We start from the raw sequence: 19,620 nt of genomic DNA, 5'->3' as shown, positions 1-19,620 counted from the left end.
ACCTCCATCACTCCGATCTCGGGATCGGCGAATAATCGTTTTTTTGACGCAAAAACGGCGCCTGAAAAAACATGGCTCCTCTCCGAGCATAGTTCCAAGCAATAAATCAAGGGTAAATTTTCGAAACAAACACCAACTATGGTGTCTGAACGGCGGAATCTTACCGACTCAGAGCAGCTCACCCGCCAAAGAATTGGCGCCCGAGTCGGTGATCCGGACCTCTTTCAGATCACCAACGGCAATCCCGGTGCCCTTCACGTGCACCGAATGCAGATACTCGGATTTTCCGACCATCTGGCCCGGCAGGCGGCCCGGTTTTTCAAACAAAACGCGGACTGTACGACCGACCATACCGTCCTGAATTTCCCTTTGGTGTCTTGTGATAAGGGCCTGAAGGCGCTGCAATCGATCATCCGCCGCAGCCGGATCAACCTGAGCCCGTTCGGCCGCCGGTGTTCCCGGGCGTGTGGAATACTTGAAGGAATAGGCGTAGCCGTATTTGACCTCTTCAACCAAATCCAACGTTGCCTGAAAATCCTCTTCGGTTTCTTCGGGGAAGCCGACGATGAAATCCCCTGACATCACGATATCCGGGCGCGCCGCACGAATGCGTTCGATCAGGCGCAGATAGCTTTCTGCCGTGTGGCTGCGATTCATTCGCTTGAGGATACGGTCCGAGCCCGACTGAACCGGCAGGTGCAGATACGGCATCAGTTTCTCACAGCTGCCATGTGCCTCGATCAGGTCGTCGGCCATGTCATTGGGGTGCGACGTGGTGAAACGAATACGTTCCAGCCCGTCAACCTTGTTCAGTTCCCAGATCAGCCCTGCCAGGGTCATGTCTCCGTCGGGGCCGGCCCCGTGATAGGCGTTCACGTTCTGACCTAGCAGCGTGATCTCGCGCACGCCGCGTTCAACCAGATCATGGGCTTCGCGGATGATGCGATCCGCGGGGCGGCTGACTTCGGCCCCACGCGTATAAGGCACCACGCAGAAGGCGCAGAACTTGTCGCACCCTTCCTGAACAGTCAGAAACGCCGTCGGGCCGCGCTTGGCCTTGGGACGGTTTTTCAGTTTTTCGAACTTGTCTTCCTCGGGGAAATCGGTGTCCAGCGCCTTTTCGCCCGCACGGGTCCTGGCCTCCATCTCGGGCAAACGGTGATAGCTTTGCGGACCGACGACCAGATCGACCAGCGGCTGGCGGCGCATGATTTCTTCACCTTCGGCCTGCGCAACACAGCCTGCCACACCGATCTTCAGGTCAGGCTTTTCGGCCTTCAGACCCTTGAAGCGACCGAGTTCCGAATACACTTTCTCAGCCGCTTTTTCGCGGATGTGACAAGTGTTCAGCAGAATCATGTCGGCATCGTCAGGCGTTTTGGTTTCGACATAGCCCTGCCCGCCCAGCGCCTCGGACATGCGTTCACTGTCATAGACGTTCATCTGACAGCCATAAGTCTTGATAAACAGCTTCTTCGGTTCGGACATGGGACGGGCCTTTGCATTCGCTGGATCGGCGTCATCTATACGCTTCGAACGCCGCTTGCAATGCGGGCGCAATTACCCGAATTTGGCAGGACTTTCCAGCAAGACCGGACCAAAAAGCACCCGATGACGTACGATTCCCTCGACCATTTCCTGAAATCGGGACAGGCCGCACTGGCCAAAGGCCCCGTAGCATTGATTTTTGCCGAGGACGACGTGGAGCTGGCCAGCACGCTGCACCATCATCTAAGGCTCGGCTTCAAATCCGTGATCGTCTTTGCCCCGGACGAGTTTCACCTGACAGAGGACCTGTCCGCCAAGGTACATCGGGTCAATTTGAAATGTGTTCCCCGGCTGGTCGTGTTCGAAACCATAAACAGGATAATTCAGGCCGCACCCGGCATCTGGATGTATTATTGCTACAACGCCGAATACCTATTCTTTCCCTACTGCGAAACGCGCAGCGTGGGCGAGATGCTTGTCTTTCATGGTGAAGAGCGTCGCAATGCGATGCTCAGCTATGTCGTTGACCTATACGCTGAGGATCTGACCGCACATCCCAATGGAGTGGCCCCCGATCAGGCCATGTTCGACAGCGTTGGCTATTATGCCCATACCCGCCACGACCCAAGCGGCCAACCGCTGGACCGTCAGGTGGATCTTTCAGGCGGGTTGCGATGGCGGTTCGAGGACCACATCCCCTACGAACGTCGCAGGATCGACCGCATCGCATTGTTCAAAGCGCAAAAAAACCTGGTGCTGAGACCCGATCACACGTTCAACGAACCGGAATACAATACCTATTCCTGTCCCTGGCATCACAACCTGACGGCCGCCATTTGTTCCTTCCGTGCCGCGAAGGCGCTGAAATCCAATGCAGGGTCAACCTTTGACATCCGAAGCTTTCGCTGGCGCAACTCGGTGCCGTTTGAATGGCAGTCCCGCCAGCTGCTGGATCTCGGGCTGATCGAATCAGGTCAGTGGTTCTGAGCCGGCCTGGCGCTGCAACAAGATCGGAAACCAATCCTCGCGCAGGCGCTGTCCCGGCGTCATGTCATGACCGGGAAACGGGGGCGAGGTTCGGCCGGGGCGCTCTACATACCGGGCATCGTCGCCCACCAGCCGCAGTGAAAAGGCGCGGCGACGGCTGTCCGACTGGTTTCCGCGCGCACCGTGTAGCGTGCGATAGTTGAAAGCAACGGCATCGCCGGGCTCCATCTCGAATTCGACGATCTTCATACCTTCGGCATCCGGATCCGGCACGGGGATGTACTGACCTTCATCCGGGAAAAAGCCGTCCTCGGAAACCCATCGGGTCGGCAGAACTTCTTTCTCCCATCGGTGCGACCCGGCGACACACCGCAGCGTCGCCTGCCTGACCGGATCAAGCGGAGACCAGAAGCTGATCGTCTGCCGCCCCTCGACGAAATAATATGGGCCGTCCTGATGCCACGGTGTCGCCATCGACGTACCGGGTTCCTTGACCAGCACGTGATCGTGAAACATCTGAACGCGTCTCGATTGCATCAGATCCGCGGCAACCTCAGCTGCGGGAGACGTCTCGATCACGTCGCGGAACTGCGGAATCCGAGTCCAATTGCAGTAATCATCAAAGAAACGACCTGTTTCACCCGCCTTCTTGTTTTCCGAGGCATAGGGACCGGGATCGGCCATATTCACGGCCACACCATCGCGCAGTTGATCCACGTGATCCGCAAACAGCCCTTTGACCAGTACGACGCCGTCGGCCTGATAAGTGTCGATCATCTGCTGAGAAACAAGAGGGTGTGGCATCGGAAGCTCCTGAAGTTTTTTTGTTTTTGCCCGGAAAAATGTATTCTGTTCAAATCATATCTTTCAAAGTTATTATTAAGCTCATGTTATATATTTCACTGCGCCAATATGAATATGTCTGTGCAGTCGGGCGTCACGGCAGTTTGTCGGCGGCAGCCCAGCATCTCAATGTTTCGCAACCGGCCTTGTCCACTGCGCTGACGCGTGTTGAAGCCCATTTGGGGTATCCGCTGTTCGTTCGCCGCCGAGGTGCAGCCATGGCACTGACACCCCAGGGACGTGCGTTCATAGACCAGGCCGAGGTCTTGTTGAAAAATGCTGCGCGAATCGAAACGTCCGATACCTCTGCGCCGGGCACCACCAGGCTGAGATTGGGCTGCTTTACGGACCTGGCCCCCTTCCTTTTGGCCCCGGCCCTGCAACTTCTCCGAGACAGGTTCACTGATATCAACCTTACATATGTGGCCGGGTCCTTCGAAGGGCTGCTGAATGGATTGATGGATGGCCAGATTGACATTGCAATCACATACGACCTGACCATGGATGCGGGGTTCGCCCGTACAAAGCTGTTCGACAGCAAACCGAAGGCGTTGATGTCCCCGGATCATCCATTGGCGACAACCACGGAAGTCACCCTTGCGTTGCTGGAGGGTTATCCGCTGATTCTGTCTTCGGAAGGTTTGTCCGCCCAACACATTCTCGGCCTGTTCCGGCAGAACGGGCTGCGCCCTACCGTCGCGCACCGGGCCGCATCCCTTGAAATCCAACGCAGCCTTGCCGCCCATGGTGAGGGAATCGGGATCAGCTATACCAGCCCACCCAGCAGCGTCAGCTATGACAACAAGCATCTGGTCAGCGTACCGATTGCCAATCCGGACACAGCAGAATCCGTCGTTCTGGCACGGCACGGTACAGGGCCCTCTGACACGGTCATAGAAAAGGCCGAACGTGTTTTGGTGGCCGGGCTGACAGGCGTTTAAGGTCTGTTACTTCCTGCGCAAGCGAATGACGACATCGACAGAGGCGATTTCGACACCTTCCGGCGCCTCGGGAAGGCGCTGAATGACCAGCTGATCCGACGGCGCATCACTTAGCCTTGCGTCGTCTTCCCAATAAAAGTGAGGATGATCGTGTGTGTTCGTGTCGAAATAGCTTTTCGATCCGTCCACTGTGATTTCTTGCAGGACGCCTGCATCGCAGAAAGCACGCAGGGTGTTGTAGACCGTTGCCAGAGACACCGCATCCCCATTCGCCTTTGCCGATTCAAAAAGGCTTTCTGCGGTGACATGGCGATGGCGGCCGTCGCCCACCAGAAGCTCGGCCAGCGCCACGCGCTGACGCGTCGGTCGCAAGCCGGCATTCACCAGCCAACCTGTTGCGATTTCGCGGCTCTGAGGTGTCATCGATCCGATACCCGTTATTGCTGCCTATATATATAGGGGCGCATCACCGGCAATTACAAATGAAATTCATTCGCAAGATAAGAACCAACACAACATGATGTGGCGCGCCGCTCTTGCAGGACCTTGCAAACGGGTGTTAGACGAAGCCAGATGAAAAGACAGACCCCCGGCAGGAAAGGTGGCAGAATGGCCCAGTTCCCTAGCAGTTTTGACAAAGATGATCTGCTGAAATGCGCTCGCGGTGAGTTATTTGGCCCCGGCAACGCACAATTGCCCGCCCCACCGATGCTGATGATGGACCGGATCACCGACATCTCTGCCGATGGTGGTCTGCACGGCAAGGGCCATGTGCTGGCCGAATTCGACATCACACCCGACCTTTGGTTCTTTGAGTGCCACTTTCCGGGCAACCCGATCATGCCGGGCTGTCTGGGGCTGGACGGGCTTTGGCAACTGACCGGTTTCAACCTTGGCTGGCGTGGATGGCAGGGGCGCGGCATGGCCGTTGGCGTCGGCGAAGTAAAGCTGACCGGCATGGTGCGCCCGGACCGCAAGATGCTGACGTATAAAATCGATTTCAAAAAAGCGATTCAAACGCGCCGCCTGACAATGGGTGTGGCGGATGGCATTGTCGAAGCCGATGGCGAGATGATTTATGATGTCAAGGACATGAAGGTCGTTCTGTCCGAGGCCTGAGCCTGAACGGTCTGAAACAAGGAGTGCGCACATGCGTCGAGTAGTCGTCACCGGTCTGGGGGTTGTGTCCTCGATCGGGAACAATGCCGAAGAGGTACTGACCTCGCTCAAAGCAGGTAAATCCGGGATCGTGGCCAGCGAACAGATGGCGGAACATGGTTTTCGCAGCCAGATCGCAGGAACGCTCAAGATCGACGTGGCCCAGCATGTGGACAAGCGCACATTGCGCTTCATGGGTCCAGGGGCGGCCTATGCACATATCGCCATGAGCCAGGCGATTGCCGATTCTGGTCTGACCGAAGACCAGATCGTCAATCCACGCACCGGGCTGGTTGCGGGCTCTGGCGGACCTTCGACCAGCGCGATGCTGACGGCGCATCAGACCGTTCTGAAAACGGGCGCGACCAAGCGCATCGGGCCGTTCGCCGTGCCGAAATGCATGTGCTCGACGATCTCGGCCAATCTGGCGACCGCGTTCAAGATCAAGGGCATCAACTATTCGATCACGTCGGCCTGCTCGACCTCGCTGCATTGCATCGGCAACGCGGCAGAACAGATCATGCTTGGCAAGCAGGACGTGATGTTCGCCGGCGGCGGTGAAGAACTGGACTGGACGCTTTCCTGCCTGTTCGATGCAATGGGCGCGATGTCGTCGAAATATAATGACACACCCGACAAAGCCTCGCGCGCGTTCGACGAAAACCGCGATGGTTTCGTGATTTCGGGCGGCGGTGGAATCGTTGTTCTGGAAGAGCTGGACCACGCCCTGGCCCGCGGCGCCAAGATTTATGCTGAAGTTACGGGTTATGCCGCAACTTCAGACGGCCACGACATGGTTGCTCCTTCAGGTGAGGGCGGCGAGCGCGCGATGAGACTTGCTCTGAGTACCCTGCCCGAGGGGCGCAAGGTCGGCTATATCAATGCCCACGGCACCTCGACCCCCGTCGGCGATGTGGGTGAGGTAGAGGCGGTGCGCCGCATCTTTGGCGAAGGCAACGTACCCCCCATCTCCTCGACAAAGTCGATGACAGGCCACGCTCAGGGCGCGGCGGGCGCGCTTGAAACTATTTTCTGCCTGCTGATGCTGGAAAATGATTTCATTACACCATCGATCAATGTCGACACGCTTGCCGAAGGCATTCAGCCCGGTGAAATTGCAACTCAAGTGGTTGAAAACGCAGGACTGGACAGTGTCATGACCAACAGCTTCGGCTTTGGCGGCACAAACGGGTCCATGGTTCTTTCAAAGTATAACGGGTGAAAGTAATGTCGGATCTTCTCAAAGGTAAACGCGGCCTGATCATGGGCGTGGCCAATGACCGCTCGATTGCGTGGGGCATTGCCAAGGCCATGCACGAGGCTGGCGCCGAACTGGCATTCACCTATCAGGGCGAGGCATTCGGAAAGCGGCTGGAGCCGTTGGCTCAGAGCCTGGGCAGCGATTTCATGGTCGATGCGGATGTTACCGACGACGAGTCTCTGGATCGCGCTTTTGGCGAGCTGGCCGAACGTTGGCCCACCATAGATTTCCTGGTCCATGCTATCGCCTATTCGGATAAGTCCGAGTTGACAGGTCGGTTCCTGAATACCACACGGGCGAATTTCAAGCATTCGATGGATGTTTCGGCCTATTCCTTCATCGAGGTCGCGCGTCGCGCCTATCCGATGATGAAAGACAATGGCGGGTCTCTGTTGACCCTGACTTATCAGGGTTCCAACCGGGTTGTGCCCAACTACAACGTGATGGGTGTCGCAAAGGCTGCGCTGGAATCAGCAACGCGCTATCTGGCCAACGATCTTGGCCCCGATGGCATCCGCGTGAATGCGATTTCCCCGGGGCCGATGAGAACCCTTGCCGGTGCAGCCATCGGCGGCGCACGCAAGACCTACAAATTCTGCGATCAGAATGCACCGATGCGCTCTAACGCCACACTTGAAGCTGTCGGCGGAACGGCTGTGTACCTGACGTCAGATGCCGGTGCCTGCACGACGGGTGAGATCATCCGCGTTGACGGTGGTTTCCACGTTCTGGGCATGCCTCAACCCGAATCCATGTGACCATATCTTTCCCTGCCGCTGCCCAGATTTTACCATCATTTAGCGGCAGGTAATCGATATGAGCAAACTTGACCAAATCATTGCAAATAATGCACGCGTGACGCAAAGTCGGCGAAAACCCGGCTTTCTCAGCCAACGGGCCAGGGTGCTATTGCTTACGTTGACTTCGCTGCTGCTGGTGTTTGTCTTCTTTACGCAGCCACAGGTGCGGGCCGCGTTTCACGCTCTGATAGGGTGAGATCCGGGCCGGACATCCGGCCCGAACCATGTCTCAGTTGACTGAAACGACTTCGATCTCGAAAACCAGATCCTGCCCTGCCAGCGGATGATTTGCATCCAGGGTAACGGTGGCGTCGTTTGAATCGACAACCGTTACAGGCACGGCCTGACCTTCTGGCGTTTGCATCTGCAACTGTGTCCCGGGATCCAGGGGGATGTCGTCTGGAATGCCTTCACGGGGAATTTCCTGACGCATCGCCGGGTTGATCGGGCCGTAGGCGTCGGTGCAGGCAATCTCGACCCGCGTCTTGTCCCCGGTGGACAGACCCGGCATGGCACTGTCCAAACCTGGGATGATCTGGCCCGACCCGACCACGAATTCCAGCGGATCACGCCCGTCCGAGCTGTCAAAGACTTTGCCGTCCAGCAACGTCCCGGTGTAGTGGATGCGAACCGTGTCGCCCTGTTTTATTTCAGTCATCGTGGCCTCCGGCCGTTCTAAGGGGTTAAGCAGCCAACCCTAGGGGTTGACACAATGTTGTAAAGCCTCGGCCCTTTCACCCCATTCCCCGATGTGCCAACCTGCGCGCAATCAGAGGAGGATCATATGGCGATCACGACCTGTGTGTTCGACGCCTACGGAACACTGTTCGACGTTGCTGCCGCTGCCCGACAGGCGGCAGACGAGCCGGGTTTCGAAGGCCTGAAAGACAAGTGGACCACAGTTGCGGCGCATTGGCGTCTGAAACAACTGCAATACACATGGCTGCGCGCCGTGGCGGATGCACATGCGGATTTCTGGGACGTCACCCAGGACGGGCTGGATTGGGCTCTGGAGGCCACAGGCCTGCAAGGCGACCCGGACCTGCGCCAACGTCTGCTTGATCTCTATTGGGAATTGCAGGCCTATCCCGAAGTTCCGGCCATGTTGAAAGCCCTCAAGGAAGCCGGGCTGCAAACGGCGATCCTGTCCAACGGGTCGCCACCCATGCTGGATGGAGCCGTGAAATCCGCCGGAATCGGGGATGTATTGGATGATGTGCTGTCGGTCGAAAGCGTCGGCGTCTTCAAACCCCATGCACGCGTCTATGATCTGGTGCAAGACAGGTTTGGCTGCGCACGCGGTGACGTGTTGTTCGTCAGTTCGAATGGCTGGGATGCTGCCGGGGCCAGCGGGTACGGTTTTGTGACCGCATGGGTCAATCGGATTGGTGAACCCATGGACCGCCTTCCCTGGACACCTGCGCATGTGCTGTCTGATCTGACCTCGATTCCCAAACTGGCCGGTCTCTGATGTCAGAGTTCATGACAACGGACGGCAGGCGCATCTATTTCGAAGAGACCGGCACCGGCACGCCGCTTTTGTGTCTGGCCGGTCTGACCCGAAACAGCCGCGATTTTTCGTTTTTTGCGCCACATGCCTCGGGCCTGCGCATGATCGCCATGGATTACAGGGGGCGCGGGCGTTCGGAATACGACCCTGATTTCATGAACTACAATATCTTTCGCGAATCCCATGACGCGATTGAACTGCTCGATCATCTGGGGATCGCGAAAGCAGTTATTCTGGGAACATCGCGCGGCGGACTGATCGCCATGGCGCTGGCCGCAAGCCATCCTGAACGTCTGGCCGCCGTAATTCTGAATGACGTGGGGCCGGTAATCGAGCCGTCAGGTATCGCCAAGATCATGGCCTACGTGGGGGCGCAACCCACGGCCAAAACCTGTGATGAAGCCGCCGCCGCATTGAAACACGTAATGGAGCCGCAATTTCCCGGTGTTCCACTGGAAACCTGGCGCAAACAGGCAGAATTTCAGTATGAAATGCGCAAAGATGGGCTGAAGCTGCGATACGATCCAGCCCTGCGCAAGGCGCTTCTTGAACAAGCTGCAAGCGGGGCAGCCCCTGATCTATGGATGTTCTTCGAAGCCTTGCGCGACATTCCCACCGGTGTGATCCGGGGCGCGAATTCCGATGTTCTGGGCGTGGCCACTCTGGCCGAGATGCACAGTCGCCATCCTGGCCTGATCTCGGTCGAGGTACCGGATCGCGGGCATGTTCCGTTCCTGAACGAACCCCAATCACTGGACCTGATACAGAAGGTATTGAAGAACGCCGCATGAGCACACTTGAGATGATCGAAGCCGCCGCAGACCGGCTGAAAGGACATGTCCGCGAAACACCGATCCTGTCGTCGCCCTTTCTCGACACCCTCGCGGGCCGCCGGATCTGGGTCAAACCGGAATGTCTGCAACATACCGGCAGTTTCAAGTTTCGCGGCGCGTGGTCGGCCATTTCGGCGCTGGATGAGGGCATACGCAAGCGCGGCGTGATCGCATATTCATCGGGCAACCACGCGCAGGGCGTTGCGATGGCCGCTTCGAAGCACGGGATTGCCTCGGTCATCGTCATGCCGTCGGACGCGCCGCAACTCAAGATCGACAATACCCGCGCGCTGGGCGGAGAAGTCGTTTTGTACGATCGCGCGAATGAAGGCCGGGAGGAGATTGGCGAAGCCATCGCGGCAGAGCGTGGTCTGACCCTGATCCGCCCCTATGACGAACCGCAAGTCATTGCGGGGCAAGGCACAACCGGGCTGGAAATCGCCAGGCAGGCAGCGGAACTTGGGGTTTCGCAGGCGGATGTTCTGATCTGTTGCGGCGGCGGAGGTTTGACCTCGGGCATTGCGCTGGCGCTGGAGAAACACGCGCCGAACTTGCGGGCGCGCCCCTGTGAGCCGGAAGGGTTCGATGACGTCAAACGATCCTTGGCGTCAGGTCGCATTCAAAACAACACTGCGGCGTCGGGTAACATATGCGATGCGATCCTGACACCGCAGCCCGGTGATATCACCTTTCCGATCCTCCATCGTCTTTGTGGGCCCGGACTCTCTGTCACCGAAGACGAGGCGTTGCAGGCCATGGCCCATGCCTTTCTGCGCCTCAAGATCGTATTGGAGCCCGGTGGTGCCGTAGCCCTGGCCGCGGCTCTTTTCCGGGGCGACGAGATCGAAGGTGACGATGTGATCGTCGTCACATCGGGTGGGAATGTCGATCCGGGAATATTTGCTAAGGCGTTGGAATTCCTGACCTGACATGGGTGCGAAAGCCGTGCAAATTGCATCTGGACCGCCGTGACGACAAGGACCTTTGTCATGATGATCGCTGATCTGGGCGACTTGAAACTGAACTATCGCATCGACGGCCCCCCTGACGGTGCACCCATTGTGTTTGCCAATTCCCTGGGAACCGACCTGCGTCTTTGGGATGCGGTGCTGCCATACATGCCCGACGGGCTGCGCATCATCCGATATGACAAGCGCGGGCACGGGCAATCCTCGGTGCCCCATGCACCCTATTCGATGGGCGCTTTGGTGCGGGATGCCGAGGCGCTGCTGGATCACCTTCAGGTTCGCGATTGCGTCTTTGTCGGCCTCTCTATTGGCGGGATGATCGCGCAGGGGCTGGCGGTCAAACGCATGGACCAGATTCGTGCGCTGGTGCTGTCGAACACCGCTGCCAAGATCGCCACGCCTTCGATCTGGCAAGAGCGCATTCAGGCGGTGCGTAAGGGCGGGATCGAGACTCTGGCCGATGCCACGATGGAGCGGTGGTTCTCGCGCGAATTCCGCCGCGCCCAAAATCACCTGCCCTGGCGCGATATGATGGTCAGCCAACCAGTCGAAGGGTATCTGGGCTGCTGTGCCGCCATTGCCGGTACCGACTTTTATACCCCCACAAGCGGCCTGCGCCTGCCCACGCTTGGGATTGCGGGCAGCGAAGACGGATCGACCCCGCCCGATCTGGTGCGGGAAACGATTGATCTTGTTCCCGGATCCCGATTTCGGCTGATCCGCCGCGCCGGACATTTGCCTTGCGTTGAGAAACCCGCGGAATACGCAAAAATCCTGACCGGATTTCTGACCGAGATCGGACATGTCTGAAGGAGAATGACAATGACGTCCTTCCTGTTAGTCCATGGCTCGTGTCACGGCGCCTGGTGCTGGCGCGACCTGATCCCCGCTTTGGAAGCCCTGGGCCATACCGCCCGCGCCATCGACATGCCCAGCCATGGTGCAGACCCCACGCCGGTGGCCGACGTCACGCTGGACAGTTGCCGCGATGCCATTTTGAACGCCTGTACACCCGATACGATCGTCGTCGGCCATTCCTGGGCCGGCTTTCCGATCAGCGCAGCGGCCGAGGCGCGCTCGGATGCAATGCGCGCTTTGATTTACCTGTGTGCCTATGTCCCCCGGGATGGTCTTTCGATGGCGGAAATGCGCAGGCGCGGGCCGCGGCAAACCATTGCGCACGCAGTGGAAAAATCTGCGGACGGGCTTTCCTATACCGTGTCCGTGGATGCGATCCCACAGCTGTTTTATCACGATTGCCCGGACGACATCCTGCCATACGCATACGCGCGCCTGTGTCCGCAAGCCATCCTGCCACAAGAAACACCGCTGCCTGTCGGCGCACGCTTTGCCAAGGTCCCCAAGGCCTATATCCGAACAACCGACGACCACACGATACCGACCGAGTACCAGGCAGACATGAGCGCCTGCGTCCCCGAAAACCTTCGACGTACAATCGACAGCTCGCATTCGCCGTTTTTTTCACATCCGCAGGAATTGGCTGAGCTTCTGTCCGAACTGGCGGGCAAACTCTAGCAACCTGCCGCAACGACATGGGGTGTCCGGCGGAACTGTCTCTTTCCTCATTCGTCGGGCATGACTAGGGTGCCGCTCACAACTCATTTGTTCAGGTCCCATGCGTCTGCCGTTTTTCTTCATCCTTGGCATCGTCATGATCGATGCTATGGGCATTGGTCTTGTGATGCCGATCATGCCGCAACTGATTGTCGAGGTTCAGGGCGGCACCCTGGCCAATGCCGCGATCTGGGGCGGTGTGCTGAGCACAGCCTTTGCCGCGATGCAATTCATCTTCGGCCCCATTCTGGGAAACCTTTCCGATGCTTACGGGCGCAGAACGGTATTGCTGGTGTCCTTGTTCGTCATGGCGCTGGACTATGTCGTCATGGCCATGGCGGGCAGCATCTGGCTTTTGCTGGTCGGACGTATCGTCGGCGGCATCACGGCGGCCACCCATTCGACAGCGGCGGCTTTCATGGCCGATGTGTCCGCCCCAAAAGACAAGGCCGCAAATTTCGGCCTTCTGGGCGCGGCATTTGGCGTGGGGTTCGTTCTGGGTCCGGTGATCGGCGGATTGCTAAGCGAATTTGGAACCCGTGCACCATTCTGGGCTGCTGCGGGTTTGGCGGCGCTGACCTTCTGCATCGGATATTTCGTGATGCCCGAAACGGTGACCGATGAAAACAGGCGTGCCTTCAACCTGCGACGTGCGAACCCGGTGAACTCGCTTCGCGCCATAGCATCATTGCCCGGCATCCAGCCGATGCTGTGGGTCTATTTCCTGTATTCGGTTTCAATCTACGTCTATCCGGCCATCTGGTCCTATTTCACGACCGAGCGCTTCGGTTGGTCCGCGCAGATGATCGGCCTGTCGCTTGGAATCTATGGTATCGGCATGGCCGTCGTGCAAGGCGGTCTGATCCGCCCGGCCATCCGGCTTTTGGGCGAGCGGGCAACAATCATCTATGGCATGATCTTTGAAATCATAAGCTTCGCCATTCTGGCCTTTCTGACCAACGGCCTGATCGCACTGCTTCTCATTCCGATTACCGCCATTGGGGCGGTCATCACGCCCGCCCTTCAGGCGATGATGTCACGGGCCACACCAGACTCTCAGCAAGGTGAATTGCAAGGTGTCCTGACTGCGTTGCATGCGCTTTCGATGGTGATCTCACCGTTGGTGATGACCAGCGTATTCGCGCAGTTCATTCGACCTGACACCCCGCTCTACCTGCCCGGCGCCCCTTTTCTGCTGGCACTCTTGTTGATGCTGGCAGGGTTCCTTCTGTTCAGACGGTCCCGGCCTGTCGTAGCGTAACAACGACACGCAAATGGCGGTTTCTGCCTTGCGAGCCGCCTTTTCCCGCGCCACCGTGAACCCAACGGGAGTGAGGGACAACATGCAAAAAATCAAAGCCGCAGTCTGCCGGGCATTTGGCGAGCCACTGGTGATCGAAGACGTTCATCTGGGCCCCCCTGACACGGGCGAGGTCGAGGTGACACTGGATGCCGTGGCCATCTGCCATTCGGACATTTCCTATGCCGAAGGCGCATGGGGAGGGTTCCTGCCAGCCGTTTACGGGCACGAAGCCGCAGGCGTGATCACCGCAGTCGGAGAGGCGGCCGGGGATTTCAAGGTCGGCGACCCTGTGGTGGTGACCCTGATCCGCGCCTGCGGGTCTTGCCCTGCTTGCGCAGGCGGGCAACCGACAATTTGCGAAACACCCTACGACACTGTCAAAGGTCCATTGAAAACAGGCGATGGCGGCCCGCTCGAACAGGCGATGGCATGCGGGGCCTTTGCCGAAAAGGTCGTGGTAAGCCACCGCCAGATCGTCAAAATCCCGGATGACCTGCCCAAGGAACTGGCCAGCCTGCTGTCCTGCGGTGTGATCACCGGGGTCGGCGCTGCAGTGAATGCGGCAGGCGTGCGCCCCGGTCAGGACGTGGTGGTCATTGGGGCCGGCGGTGTCGGCCTGAACGCAATTCAAGGCGCGCGGATTGCAGGCGCCCGGCGGATCGTGGCCGTGGACATGACCGAAGAAAAGCTTGAGGTCGCCAAAGAGTTCGGCGCAACCCACGGCGTTTTGGCCAGCTTGGATCAACCTTGGAAAGCTGCATACAGGGCGCTGGGTGGACGCGGTGCCGATGCCGTTCTGATCACTGTCGGCGCGGTTCCCGCTTATGATCAGGCTCCGCGCTATCTTGGGCGCGGCGGCAAGGCGATCGTGATCGGGATGCCACATTCCGGTGACATGGCCAGCTATGAACCTGTTGTATTGGCAGCCCTGGGTCAGGGTGTCGTCGGGTCGAAAATGGGCGACGTGGTCATTCAGCGCGACATACCCTGGATGGTGGACCTGTATAAGCAGGGGCGGTTGAAACTGGACGAGCTGATCTCGGGCCGCTGGTCTCTGGATCAGATCAACGAGGCCATCGCCGACACCAAAACCGGATCGGCCAAGCGAAATGTGATCCTGTTCGACAGGACCTGACCCACCAAAAGGATTTGGGATGAAACTTCAGGATCTCGACGTCATCGTCACCGCCCCGCCCGCTCCTGGCTGGGGAGGGCGATACTGGATACTTGTCAAAGTGACGACCGATACCGGCATCACGGGATGGGGTGAATGTTATGCCTCGTCGGTGGGCCCCGAAGCGATGCGTCATGTCATTCAGGACGTGTTCGACCGGCATATGTTAGGAGAAAACCCCGAAAACATTGAACTCATGTTCCGCCGCGCCTATTCCAGCGGCTTTACGCAGCGCCCGGACCTGACGGTGATGGGCGCATTCTCGGGGTTGGAAATCGCCTGCTGGGACATTCTGGGCAAAGATCGCGACAGGCCGGTGCATGCGCTGCTGGGCGGCAGGATGAATGACCGGATCCGGGCCTATACTTACCTGTACCCCCTGCCCCAGCACAACCTGAACGATTTCTGGACCTCTGCCGAACAGGCCGGTGAAACGGCGGCGGAAATGGTAAAACGTGGCTACACCGCCGTGAAATTCGACCCGGCCGGCCCCTATACCATCCGCGGCGGGCACATGCCCGCGATGAACGACATTTCCATGTCCGTCGCCTTCTGCAAGGCGATCCGCGAGGCCGTGGGGGACAGGGCCGATCTGCTGTTCGGTACCCATGGCCAGTTCAACACGGCCGGTGCAATTCGTCTGGGGCAGGCGTTGGAACCGTACCAACCTCTGTGGTTCGAAGAACCTACGCCGCCGGACAATATCGAAGACATGGCCCGCGTCGCGCGCAATGTACGCATTCCGGTTGCAACCGGAGAGCGGATGACCACAAAGGCCGAATTCGGAGCCGTCCTGCGCGCCGGAGCCGCCGAAATCCTGCAACCGGCCCTGGGACGCGCAGGCGGAATCTGGGAGATGAAGAAAGTCGCCGCCATGGCCGAGGTCTTCAACGCGCAGATGGCTCCGCACCTGTATGCCGGTCCGGTGGAATGGGCCGCCAATATTCATCTGGCGGCGTCCATTCCCAACCTGCTGCTTCTGGAAACCATCGAAACACCGTTCCACGATCAACTGATCAAGGGCTCGATCCGGGTCGAGAATGGCTTTGTCGCCGCCCCGGATGCTCCGGGCCTTGGGATCGATGTCGATGAAGACCTGGCCCGCGCGCACCCATATGACGGAGACGGTTTGCATCTGCAAATGCAGGAAGACCCATGCGATTACGTTGAAGGCAACGCTTTTCAAGGGGGCGCCCCGGCAACCGAGGGGTGACAATATCAATGGCCTTGATGCATATTGGCATCACAAACGCGATATGACGGTCTGAAAGTGGCACTTAACGAAACCGAACCTCAGGAACACCCAACAGACGCTCTGCCGGACATGAAAGACAATGCTGTACGCGCGGCTGCGTTTCTTAAAACACTGGCGCATGAGGGGCGCCTGATGATCTTGTGCCATCTTGGTGGTGGTGAAAAATCCGTTGGCCAACTTGAAGAGCTGCTTCAGCTGCGGCAGGCCGCAGTCAGCCAGATGCTGGCGCGCCTGCGCGAGGAAGAGTTGGTCTCGACGCGTCGGGAAGGCAAAACGATCTATTATTCATTGCGCGACGGCGCCACGGAAAAAGTGATCCGTCTGCTTTATGATTTGTTCTGCAACACGGACTGCTGATCGCTAATTGGACACATAGCCGGCGATCACCTGCAACAGCTTGAATGCGGTCGCCGCGTCGTTTTCCACAACGGCAAGGAATTCTTCTTCACCGATCCGCAAACAGGAAAGCTGGGTTTCCGCCACCATGCTCAGCGCACGTGGTTCTTTTCTGATCAGGCCCAGCTCTCCGACCAAAGCACCAGGCCCAACTTTGGTGATCAATTGGTCAGGCCCCTGTTCTTGCGGCAGATACAAACCTGCTTCGCCCTCCAGCACCACATAGGCACCGTCGGTGGGTTGGTCATCTTTCAAGAACACCACCTGCCCCGGCTCGGCATCAAACCAGCGCGCACCAAAGGCCAGCAGGCGCAGCTGACGCCGATCCAGGCCCGAAAACAACGGGGTTTGTTCCAGAGCACGCAGTTTCCGCGTCAAATCCGCCGATGCTGCACTGTCTTCCTCCACCTCTACAGGCCCTCCGTCCGAGACCACACGACCTTGCCGGATTTCCACATACATGTCGAATGCACCGGGGTTTTCGAACTGATCATTCAGATAGACGACGGTGGTGTGCGGCAGCAGTTCACGGAGCCGTTTATAGACCGCCACCTGCGTTTTCATGTCGTAGCTGGCCAGCGCATTTTCCAGAATCAGGATGTCGGGTTTCTTGATCGTCGCACGGGTAAAGGCCAAGGGTTCGGCAAATACCGCCGGAAGATTCTGACCGCCCAAAGCAACCTGCACATCATAGATCAGCTCTGTGACCAATGGGCGCGCGCCGTTTTCAGCCAACACATCGACAATCACCTTGCGGGCTTCGTCCGACCGGGAACCGCCAATCTGGCTGACTTTTCCGAACAGCGCATTTTCCATGACCGTCAATCCGGGCGCAAAGACGTTCGGATCCAATGGAACGAAGACGTCTTGCAAACGCTCCATCAGTTTCTCGGAATGGCTGTGCCGGAGTTCGAGGATGCGATCCTTCAGTTCATCCGTGAACGCAGGTCCGATCTGTTCGGCAGAGATCACAAATGGCACCGCCAACATGTTGGCAAGCTGTTCGTCATCCAGCCCGTTCGAACCTTCTTTGCGGGTCTGGTCCACCAGATCCACTGCAATTTCATAGGTTTTTGCATCAAGACCAAGCTTTTGAAACAACGGGTGGTCGGTTCCATCGATCCCGAAGATCTGGCGCAGCATGTCGATCACATCGCGTGTCAACGCGATCAATGTCTCGTCCAGCCCCAGTTCACGCAACTGTCCGAGAAAGACCTTTTGCTGCGCAAGCAAAGCCTGTGTCACAGGAACACGTGGCGTTGCGAAAAGCAGGTTTTCAGCCACAGGCAGGGCCGCGTTGTAGGTGTTCCGGTCAAAGACAAGCGCCTGTTGTTCCAGCCCGGCATCCCGAACGGCCTGCTGCACGACCGGGCGCAGCTCGATCAGTTTCTTTGCCAGTTCACAATGCTCGGCCGCATCGAAACTCTGTTCGGCGCCTCGTTGGAACAGCGCTGCGCCAAACCCCATTCCATCAATCAACTGCAACCACCAGGCACGCAGTTCTGCGGCGTCCTGAAAGCCGGCCAGAGTTGGGTCCAACCATTCCGCCCTGAACGGATCGGCACTGTTGCCCGCCCTCAGAGTTTCAAGAAAATCCGGATCGTCCGGCGGGTCAGTCAGCGGTTTGAACCGCATCGGCATCATCACGTTGTCGCCCAGCGTACCCTGAAACATGACAGGGCGTGATGTGACATACCCGATACGCGCGGCGACAACCGCCTGATGCACCTCGGCCAGTTTCAGATCCCCGATCCGAACCTGGCCAGCACTTGGACGTATTTCCCGTGTCAGCAATTCGCCGATGGCGCGTCGATCTTCCTCGCTGGGGGCGGCGATCCCAATTGTCTTTCCGGCAGGAAAACTGAGGTCCAGATCATCAAGCACCTGATTGCCATCCATGTCGCGCACCGAAACGTGATCCAGCACGATGTCGCCGTTCAGGTGCGGCCACTCGGTAGGTTCACCTTCAAACAAGGTTTCATCATGCATTCCGGCCGGGGCAAAACGGTCAAGAACCACATCCCAGCGCAGCGACATGTCCTGGGTCTGGTTGTAATAGGTCAGCAGTTCCTTCCAAGGTGAGCTGAGATCCTTGTACGCAGCCAATGCGGCAACCAGCGCCCCCAGTGAAACCGAGCCCTGAAGCACCAACAGACCACCAACCAGATAGAACATGAACGGTGTAAGCTGCGAGATGAAGTTGTTCAGGAATTTCATGAAAAACTTCTTTTGATAGATCTCGAAACGGATGCCGAACAGGCGTCCCAATTGCTCTGAGATCATCGACCGGCGAAAACGCCAGCCGCCATTGGTCCGCAGGGTGGACGCGCCCGCTGCGTTCTCGCCGATCTGCGCCGCCAGAACCCGAACCTCCTGAATGCGTTTTTTGTTCAGCAGGTTGATCTGGCGTTGCAGCTTGGGGATCAACCAGGCCTGCAAGGGTATCAGCGCCACCGCGGCCAGCCCGAACCAGACGCTTTGCAGGAACAGGAAGGAAAGTATGGTGATCATTTGGCCGGCCTGAAGAACCGGCTGGCTGATCGCATCGCCCATCAGGCCGCCCATCGGCTCGCTTTCGGCGGTGATCATTGACACCATTTCACCTTGGCTGACACGCTCGAAATAGGGTTGAGGAAAGCGCAGCGCCCGGCTGATCAACTGATAGCGGAAGCGCCGCAGCATCCGCTCACTCAGCACGCCTTTCATGGTGTTGATGCGCATTTTCATCAGGCCGTGGCACAGCACAGCCGCCAGAAAGGCAAAGCACAGAACAATCAGAAAATTGGTCTGCGACAAGGAATAGCCCCAGACCGTTACCTCAGTGGTGGACGACCCGATCGCGTCATTGATTATTCGTTTTGGCAGCTCAAGTGTGAGGTACAGCAAAGGAAACAACGTCGCCGTCACGGCCAGCAGGATCAGCTGTTCGCGTTTGGAGTATTTCCAGATAAAGCGGAAAATCGTGCGTTCTATGGAACCTGCCCCTGCTGCTGACCGACGACGCGGATTGAACGTAATGCATGCAATTTCAACAGCATGAATCAAATACCATCCAGACAGGATAAGCAAATTTTTCCCTTTTGGAAAATTTCTTGACCGTATGTGAACTAGTTCATTTACGCGCGCCC

The 19,620-nt window shown here is 58.0% G+C and carries 19 protein-coding genes; 14 read left to right on the top strand and 5 right to left on the bottom strand.

The window, feature by feature from the left end; translation table 11 throughout:
• Nucleotides 1-168: 168 nt before the first annotated feature.
• A complete protein-coding gene (miaB, locus tag GS614_RS14625) occupies nucleotides 169-1,488 on the bottom strand; it encodes a tRNA (N6-isopentenyl adenosine(37)-C2)-methylthiotransferase MiaB (protein WP_171726655.1) in 1,320 nt (439 codons plus the stop codon).
• A gap of 123 nt (nucleotides 1,489-1,611) precedes the next feature.
• Between miaB and GS614_RS14620 the strand changes: the two genes are divergently transcribed.
• Nucleotides 1,612-2,475 (top strand): hypothetical protein, encoded by an 864-nt coding sequence (locus GS614_RS14620; RefSeq protein ID WP_171726654.1) that lies wholly within the window; start codon nucleotides 1,612-1,614, stop codon nucleotides 2,473-2,475.
• On the opposite strand, the gene GS614_RS14615 is transcribed toward GS614_RS14620, so the two are convergent.
• Nucleotides 2,458-3,279, bottom strand: a complete 822-nt coding sequence (locus tag GS614_RS14615) for a phytanoyl-CoA dioxygenase family protein (RefSeq protein WP_171330052.1) — start codon at nucleotides 3,277-3,279, stop codon at nucleotides 2,458-2,460. The two genes, GS614_RS14620 and GS614_RS14615, sit on opposite strands and share 18 nt — an antisense overlap.
• A gap of 83 nt (nucleotides 3,280-3,362) precedes the next feature.
• Here GS614_RS14615 and GS614_RS14610 point away from each other — a divergent pair, with 83 nt between their 5' ends.
• Nucleotides 3,363-4,259, top strand: coding sequence for a LysR family transcriptional regulator (locus GS614_RS14610; RefSeq protein ID WP_171330050.1), 897 nt, complete (start codon nucleotides 3,363-3,365; stop codon nucleotides 4,257-4,259).
• Between the two features lie 6 nt (nucleotides 4,260-4,265).
• Here the strand turns inward: GS614_RS14610 and irrA are convergent, their stop codons facing one another.
• A complete protein-coding gene (gene irrA, locus GS614_RS14605) occupies nucleotides 4,266-4,682 on the bottom strand; it encodes an iron response transcriptional regulator IrrA (RefSeq protein ID WP_117872833.1) in 417 nt (138 codons plus the stop codon).
• Nucleotides 4,683-4,868: 186 nt separating this feature from the next.
• On the opposite strand from irrA, the gene fabA reads away from it, so the two are divergent.
• The 3 genes from fabA to GS614_RS14590 are packed head-to-tail and all read left to right on the top strand — an operon-like array spanning nucleotide 4,869 to nucleotide 7,436.
• A complete protein-coding gene (fabA, locus tag GS614_RS14600) occupies nucleotides 4,869-5,378 on the top strand; it encodes a bifunctional 3-hydroxydecanoyl-ACP dehydratase/trans-2-decenoyl-ACP isomerase (protein ID WP_152457158.1) in 510 nt (169 codons plus the stop codon).
• A 31-nt stretch (nucleotides 5,379-5,409) separates the two neighbouring features.
• The gene (gene fabB / locus GS614_RS14595) at nucleotides 5,410-6,639 is read left to right on the top strand and encodes a beta-ketoacyl-ACP synthase I (RefSeq protein ID WP_171117367.1); all 1,230 of its coding nucleotides are present in this window, start codon (nucleotides 5,410-5,412) and stop codon (nucleotides 6,637-6,639) included.
• A 5-nt stretch (nucleotides 6,640-6,644) separates the two neighbouring features.
• A complete protein-coding gene (locus GS614_RS14590) occupies nucleotides 6,645-7,436 on the top strand; it encodes an enoyl-ACP reductase (protein ID WP_171117365.1) in 792 nt (263 codons plus the stop codon).
• Nucleotides 7,437-7,707: 271 nt separating this feature from the next.
• On the opposite strand, the gene GS614_RS14585 is transcribed toward GS614_RS14590, so the two are convergent.
• Nucleotides 7,708-8,136: a peptidylprolyl isomerase gene (locus GS614_RS14585; protein WP_171726653.1), complete on the bottom strand. Its 429-nt coding sequence runs from the start codon at nucleotides 8,134-8,136 to the stop codon at nucleotides 7,708-7,710.
• Nucleotides 8,137-8,262: 126 nt separating this feature from the next.
• Here GS614_RS14585 and GS614_RS14580 point away from each other — a divergent pair, with 126 nt between their 5' ends.
• From GS614_RS14580 to GS614_RS14540, 9 genes are all read left to right on the top strand, one after another.
• Entirely contained in the window at nucleotides 8,263-8,949 is a 687-nt protein-coding gene (locus tag GS614_RS14580; protein ID WP_171726652.1) for a haloacid dehalogenase type II, read from the top strand.
• Complete coding sequence (locus GS614_RS14575) at nucleotides 8,949-9,779, top strand: alpha/beta fold hydrolase (RefSeq protein WP_171726651.1); 831 nt, start codon at nucleotides 8,949-8,951, stop codon at nucleotides 9,777-9,779. The genes GS614_RS14580 and GS614_RS14575 overlap by 1 nt, the downstream gene beginning before the upstream one ends.
• Nucleotides 9,776-10,750, top strand: coding sequence for a threonine/serine dehydratase (locus GS614_RS14570; RefSeq protein WP_171726650.1), 975 nt, complete (start codon nucleotides 9,776-9,778; stop codon nucleotides 10,748-10,750). The genes GS614_RS14575 and GS614_RS14570 overlap by 4 nt, the downstream gene beginning before the upstream one ends.
• A gap of 60 nt (nucleotides 10,751-10,810) precedes the next feature.
• The gene (gene pcaD, locus GS614_RS14565) at nucleotides 10,811-11,599 is read left to right on the top strand and encodes a 3-oxoadipate enol-lactonase (RefSeq protein ID WP_171726649.1); all 789 of its coding nucleotides are present in this window, start codon (nucleotides 10,811-10,813) and stop codon (nucleotides 11,597-11,599) included.
• Nucleotides 11,600-11,611: 12 nt separating this feature from the next.
• Nucleotides 11,612-12,325, top strand: coding sequence for an alpha/beta fold hydrolase (locus GS614_RS14560; protein ID WP_171726648.1), 714 nt, complete (start codon nucleotides 11,612-11,614; stop codon nucleotides 12,323-12,325).
• Nucleotides 12,326-12,425: 100 nt separating this feature from the next.
• Nucleotides 12,426-13,625, top strand: a complete 1,200-nt coding sequence (locus GS614_RS14555; RefSeq protein WP_171232641.1) for a TCR/Tet family MFS transporter — start codon at nucleotides 12,426-12,428, stop codon at nucleotides 13,623-13,625.
• A gap of 82 nt (nucleotides 13,626-13,707) precedes the next feature.
• Nucleotides 13,708-14,802 (top strand): Zn-dependent alcohol dehydrogenase, encoded by a 1,095-nt coding sequence (locus GS614_RS14550; protein WP_171726647.1) that lies wholly within the window; start codon nucleotides 13,708-13,710, stop codon nucleotides 14,800-14,802.
• A gap of 19 nt (nucleotides 14,803-14,821) precedes the next feature.
• The gene (locus GS614_RS14545) at nucleotides 14,822-16,054 is read left to right on the top strand and encodes a mandelate racemase/muconate lactonizing enzyme family protein (RefSeq protein WP_171726646.1); all 1,233 of its coding nucleotides are present in this window, start codon (nucleotides 14,822-14,824) and stop codon (nucleotides 16,052-16,054) included.
• A 111-nt stretch (nucleotides 16,055-16,165) separates the two neighbouring features.
• On the top strand, nucleotides 16,166-16,453 hold the full coding sequence (locus tag GS614_RS14540; protein ID WP_171726756.1) for a helix-turn-helix transcriptional regulator: 288 nt from the start codon (nucleotides 16,166-16,168) through the stop codon (nucleotides 16,451-16,453).
• Nucleotides 16,454-16,456: 3 nt separating this feature from the next.
• On the opposite strand, the gene GS614_RS14535 is transcribed toward GS614_RS14540, so the two are convergent.
• Nucleotides 16,457-19,453: a cyclic nucleotide-binding domain-containing protein gene (locus GS614_RS14535; protein WP_171726755.1), complete on the bottom strand. Its 2,997-nt coding sequence runs from the start codon at nucleotides 19,451-19,453 to the stop codon at nucleotides 16,457-16,459.
• Between the last annotated feature and the right edge of the window lie 167 nt (nucleotides 19,454-19,620).

The sequence above is a fragment of the Ruegeria sp. HKCCD6604 genome (genome assembly GCF_013110635.1).
Taxonomy (GTDB): domain Bacteria; phylum Pseudomonadota; class Alphaproteobacteria; order Rhodobacterales; family Rhodobacteraceae; genus Ruegeria.
This window is presented reverse-complemented; position numbering and strand designations above follow the sequence as displayed.

What these genes read in the sequence shown, in the direction of transcription:
- fabA (WP_152457158.1), top strand. Translation starts at nt 4,869, where the DNA reads ATGGCCCAGTTCCCTAGCAGTTTTGACAAAGATGATCTGCTGAAATGC.
- GS614_RS14545 (WP_171726646.1), top strand. Translation starts at nt 14,822, where the DNA reads ATGAAACTTCAGGATCTCGACGTCATCGTCACCGCCCCGCCCGCTCCT.
- irrA (WP_117872833.1), bottom strand. Translation starts at nt 4,682, where the DNA reads ATGACACCTCAGAGCCGCGAAATCGCAACAGGTTGGCTGGTGAATGCC.
- GS614_RS14610 (WP_171330050.1), top strand. Translation starts at nt 3,363, where the DNA reads ATGTTATATATTTCACTGCGCCAATATGAATATGTCTGTGCAGTCGGG.
- pcaD (WP_171726649.1), top strand. Translation starts at nt 10,811, where the DNA reads ATGATGATCGCTGATCTGGGCGACTTGAAACTGAACTATCGCATCGAC.
- GS614_RS14620 (WP_171726654.1), top strand. Translation starts at nt 1,612, where the DNA reads ATGACGTACGATTCCCTCGACCATTTCCTGAAATCGGGACAGGCCGCA.
- miaB (WP_171726655.1), bottom strand. Translation starts at nt 1,488, where the DNA reads ATGTCCGAACCGAAGAAGCTGTTTATCAAGACTTATGGCTGTCAGATG.
- GS614_RS14590 (WP_171117365.1), top strand. Translation starts at nt 6,645, where the DNA reads ATGTCGGATCTTCTCAAAGGTAAACGCGGCCTGATCATGGGCGTGGCC.
- GS614_RS14540 (WP_171726756.1), top strand. Translation starts at nt 16,166, where the DNA reads ATGAAAGACAATGCTGTACGCGCGGCTGCGTTTCTTAAAACACTGGCG.
- GS614_RS14570 (WP_171726650.1), top strand. Translation starts at nt 9,776, where the DNA reads ATGAGCACACTTGAGATGATCGAAGCCGCCGCAGACCGGCTGAAAGGA.
- GS614_RS14580 (WP_171726652.1), top strand. Translation starts at nt 8,263, where the DNA reads ATGGCGATCACGACCTGTGTGTTCGACGCCTACGGAACACTGTTCGAC.
- GS614_RS14560 (WP_171726648.1), top strand. Translation starts at nt 11,612, where the DNA reads ATGACGTCCTTCCTGTTAGTCCATGGCTCGTGTCACGGCGCCTGGTGC.
- GS614_RS14550 (WP_171726647.1), top strand. Translation starts at nt 13,708, where the DNA reads ATGCAAAAAATCAAAGCCGCAGTCTGCCGGGCATTTGGCGAGCCACTG.
- GS614_RS14555 (WP_171232641.1), top strand. Translation starts at nt 12,426, where the DNA reads ATGCGTCTGCCGTTTTTCTTCATCCTTGGCATCGTCATGATCGATGCT.
- GS614_RS14575 (WP_171726651.1), top strand. Translation starts at nt 8,949, where the DNA reads ATGTCAGAGTTCATGACAACGGACGGCAGGCGCATCTATTTCGAAGAG.
- fabB (WP_171117367.1), top strand. Translation starts at nt 5,410, where the DNA reads ATGCGTCGAGTAGTCGTCACCGGTCTGGGGGTTGTGTCCTCGATCGGG.
- GS614_RS14615 (WP_171330052.1), bottom strand. Translation starts at nt 3,279, where the DNA reads ATGCCACACCCTCTTGTTTCTCAGCAGATGATCGACACTTATCAGGCC.
- GS614_RS14585 (WP_171726653.1), bottom strand. Translation starts at nt 8,136, where the DNA reads ATGACTGAAATAAAACAGGGCGACACGGTTCGCATCCACTACACCGGG.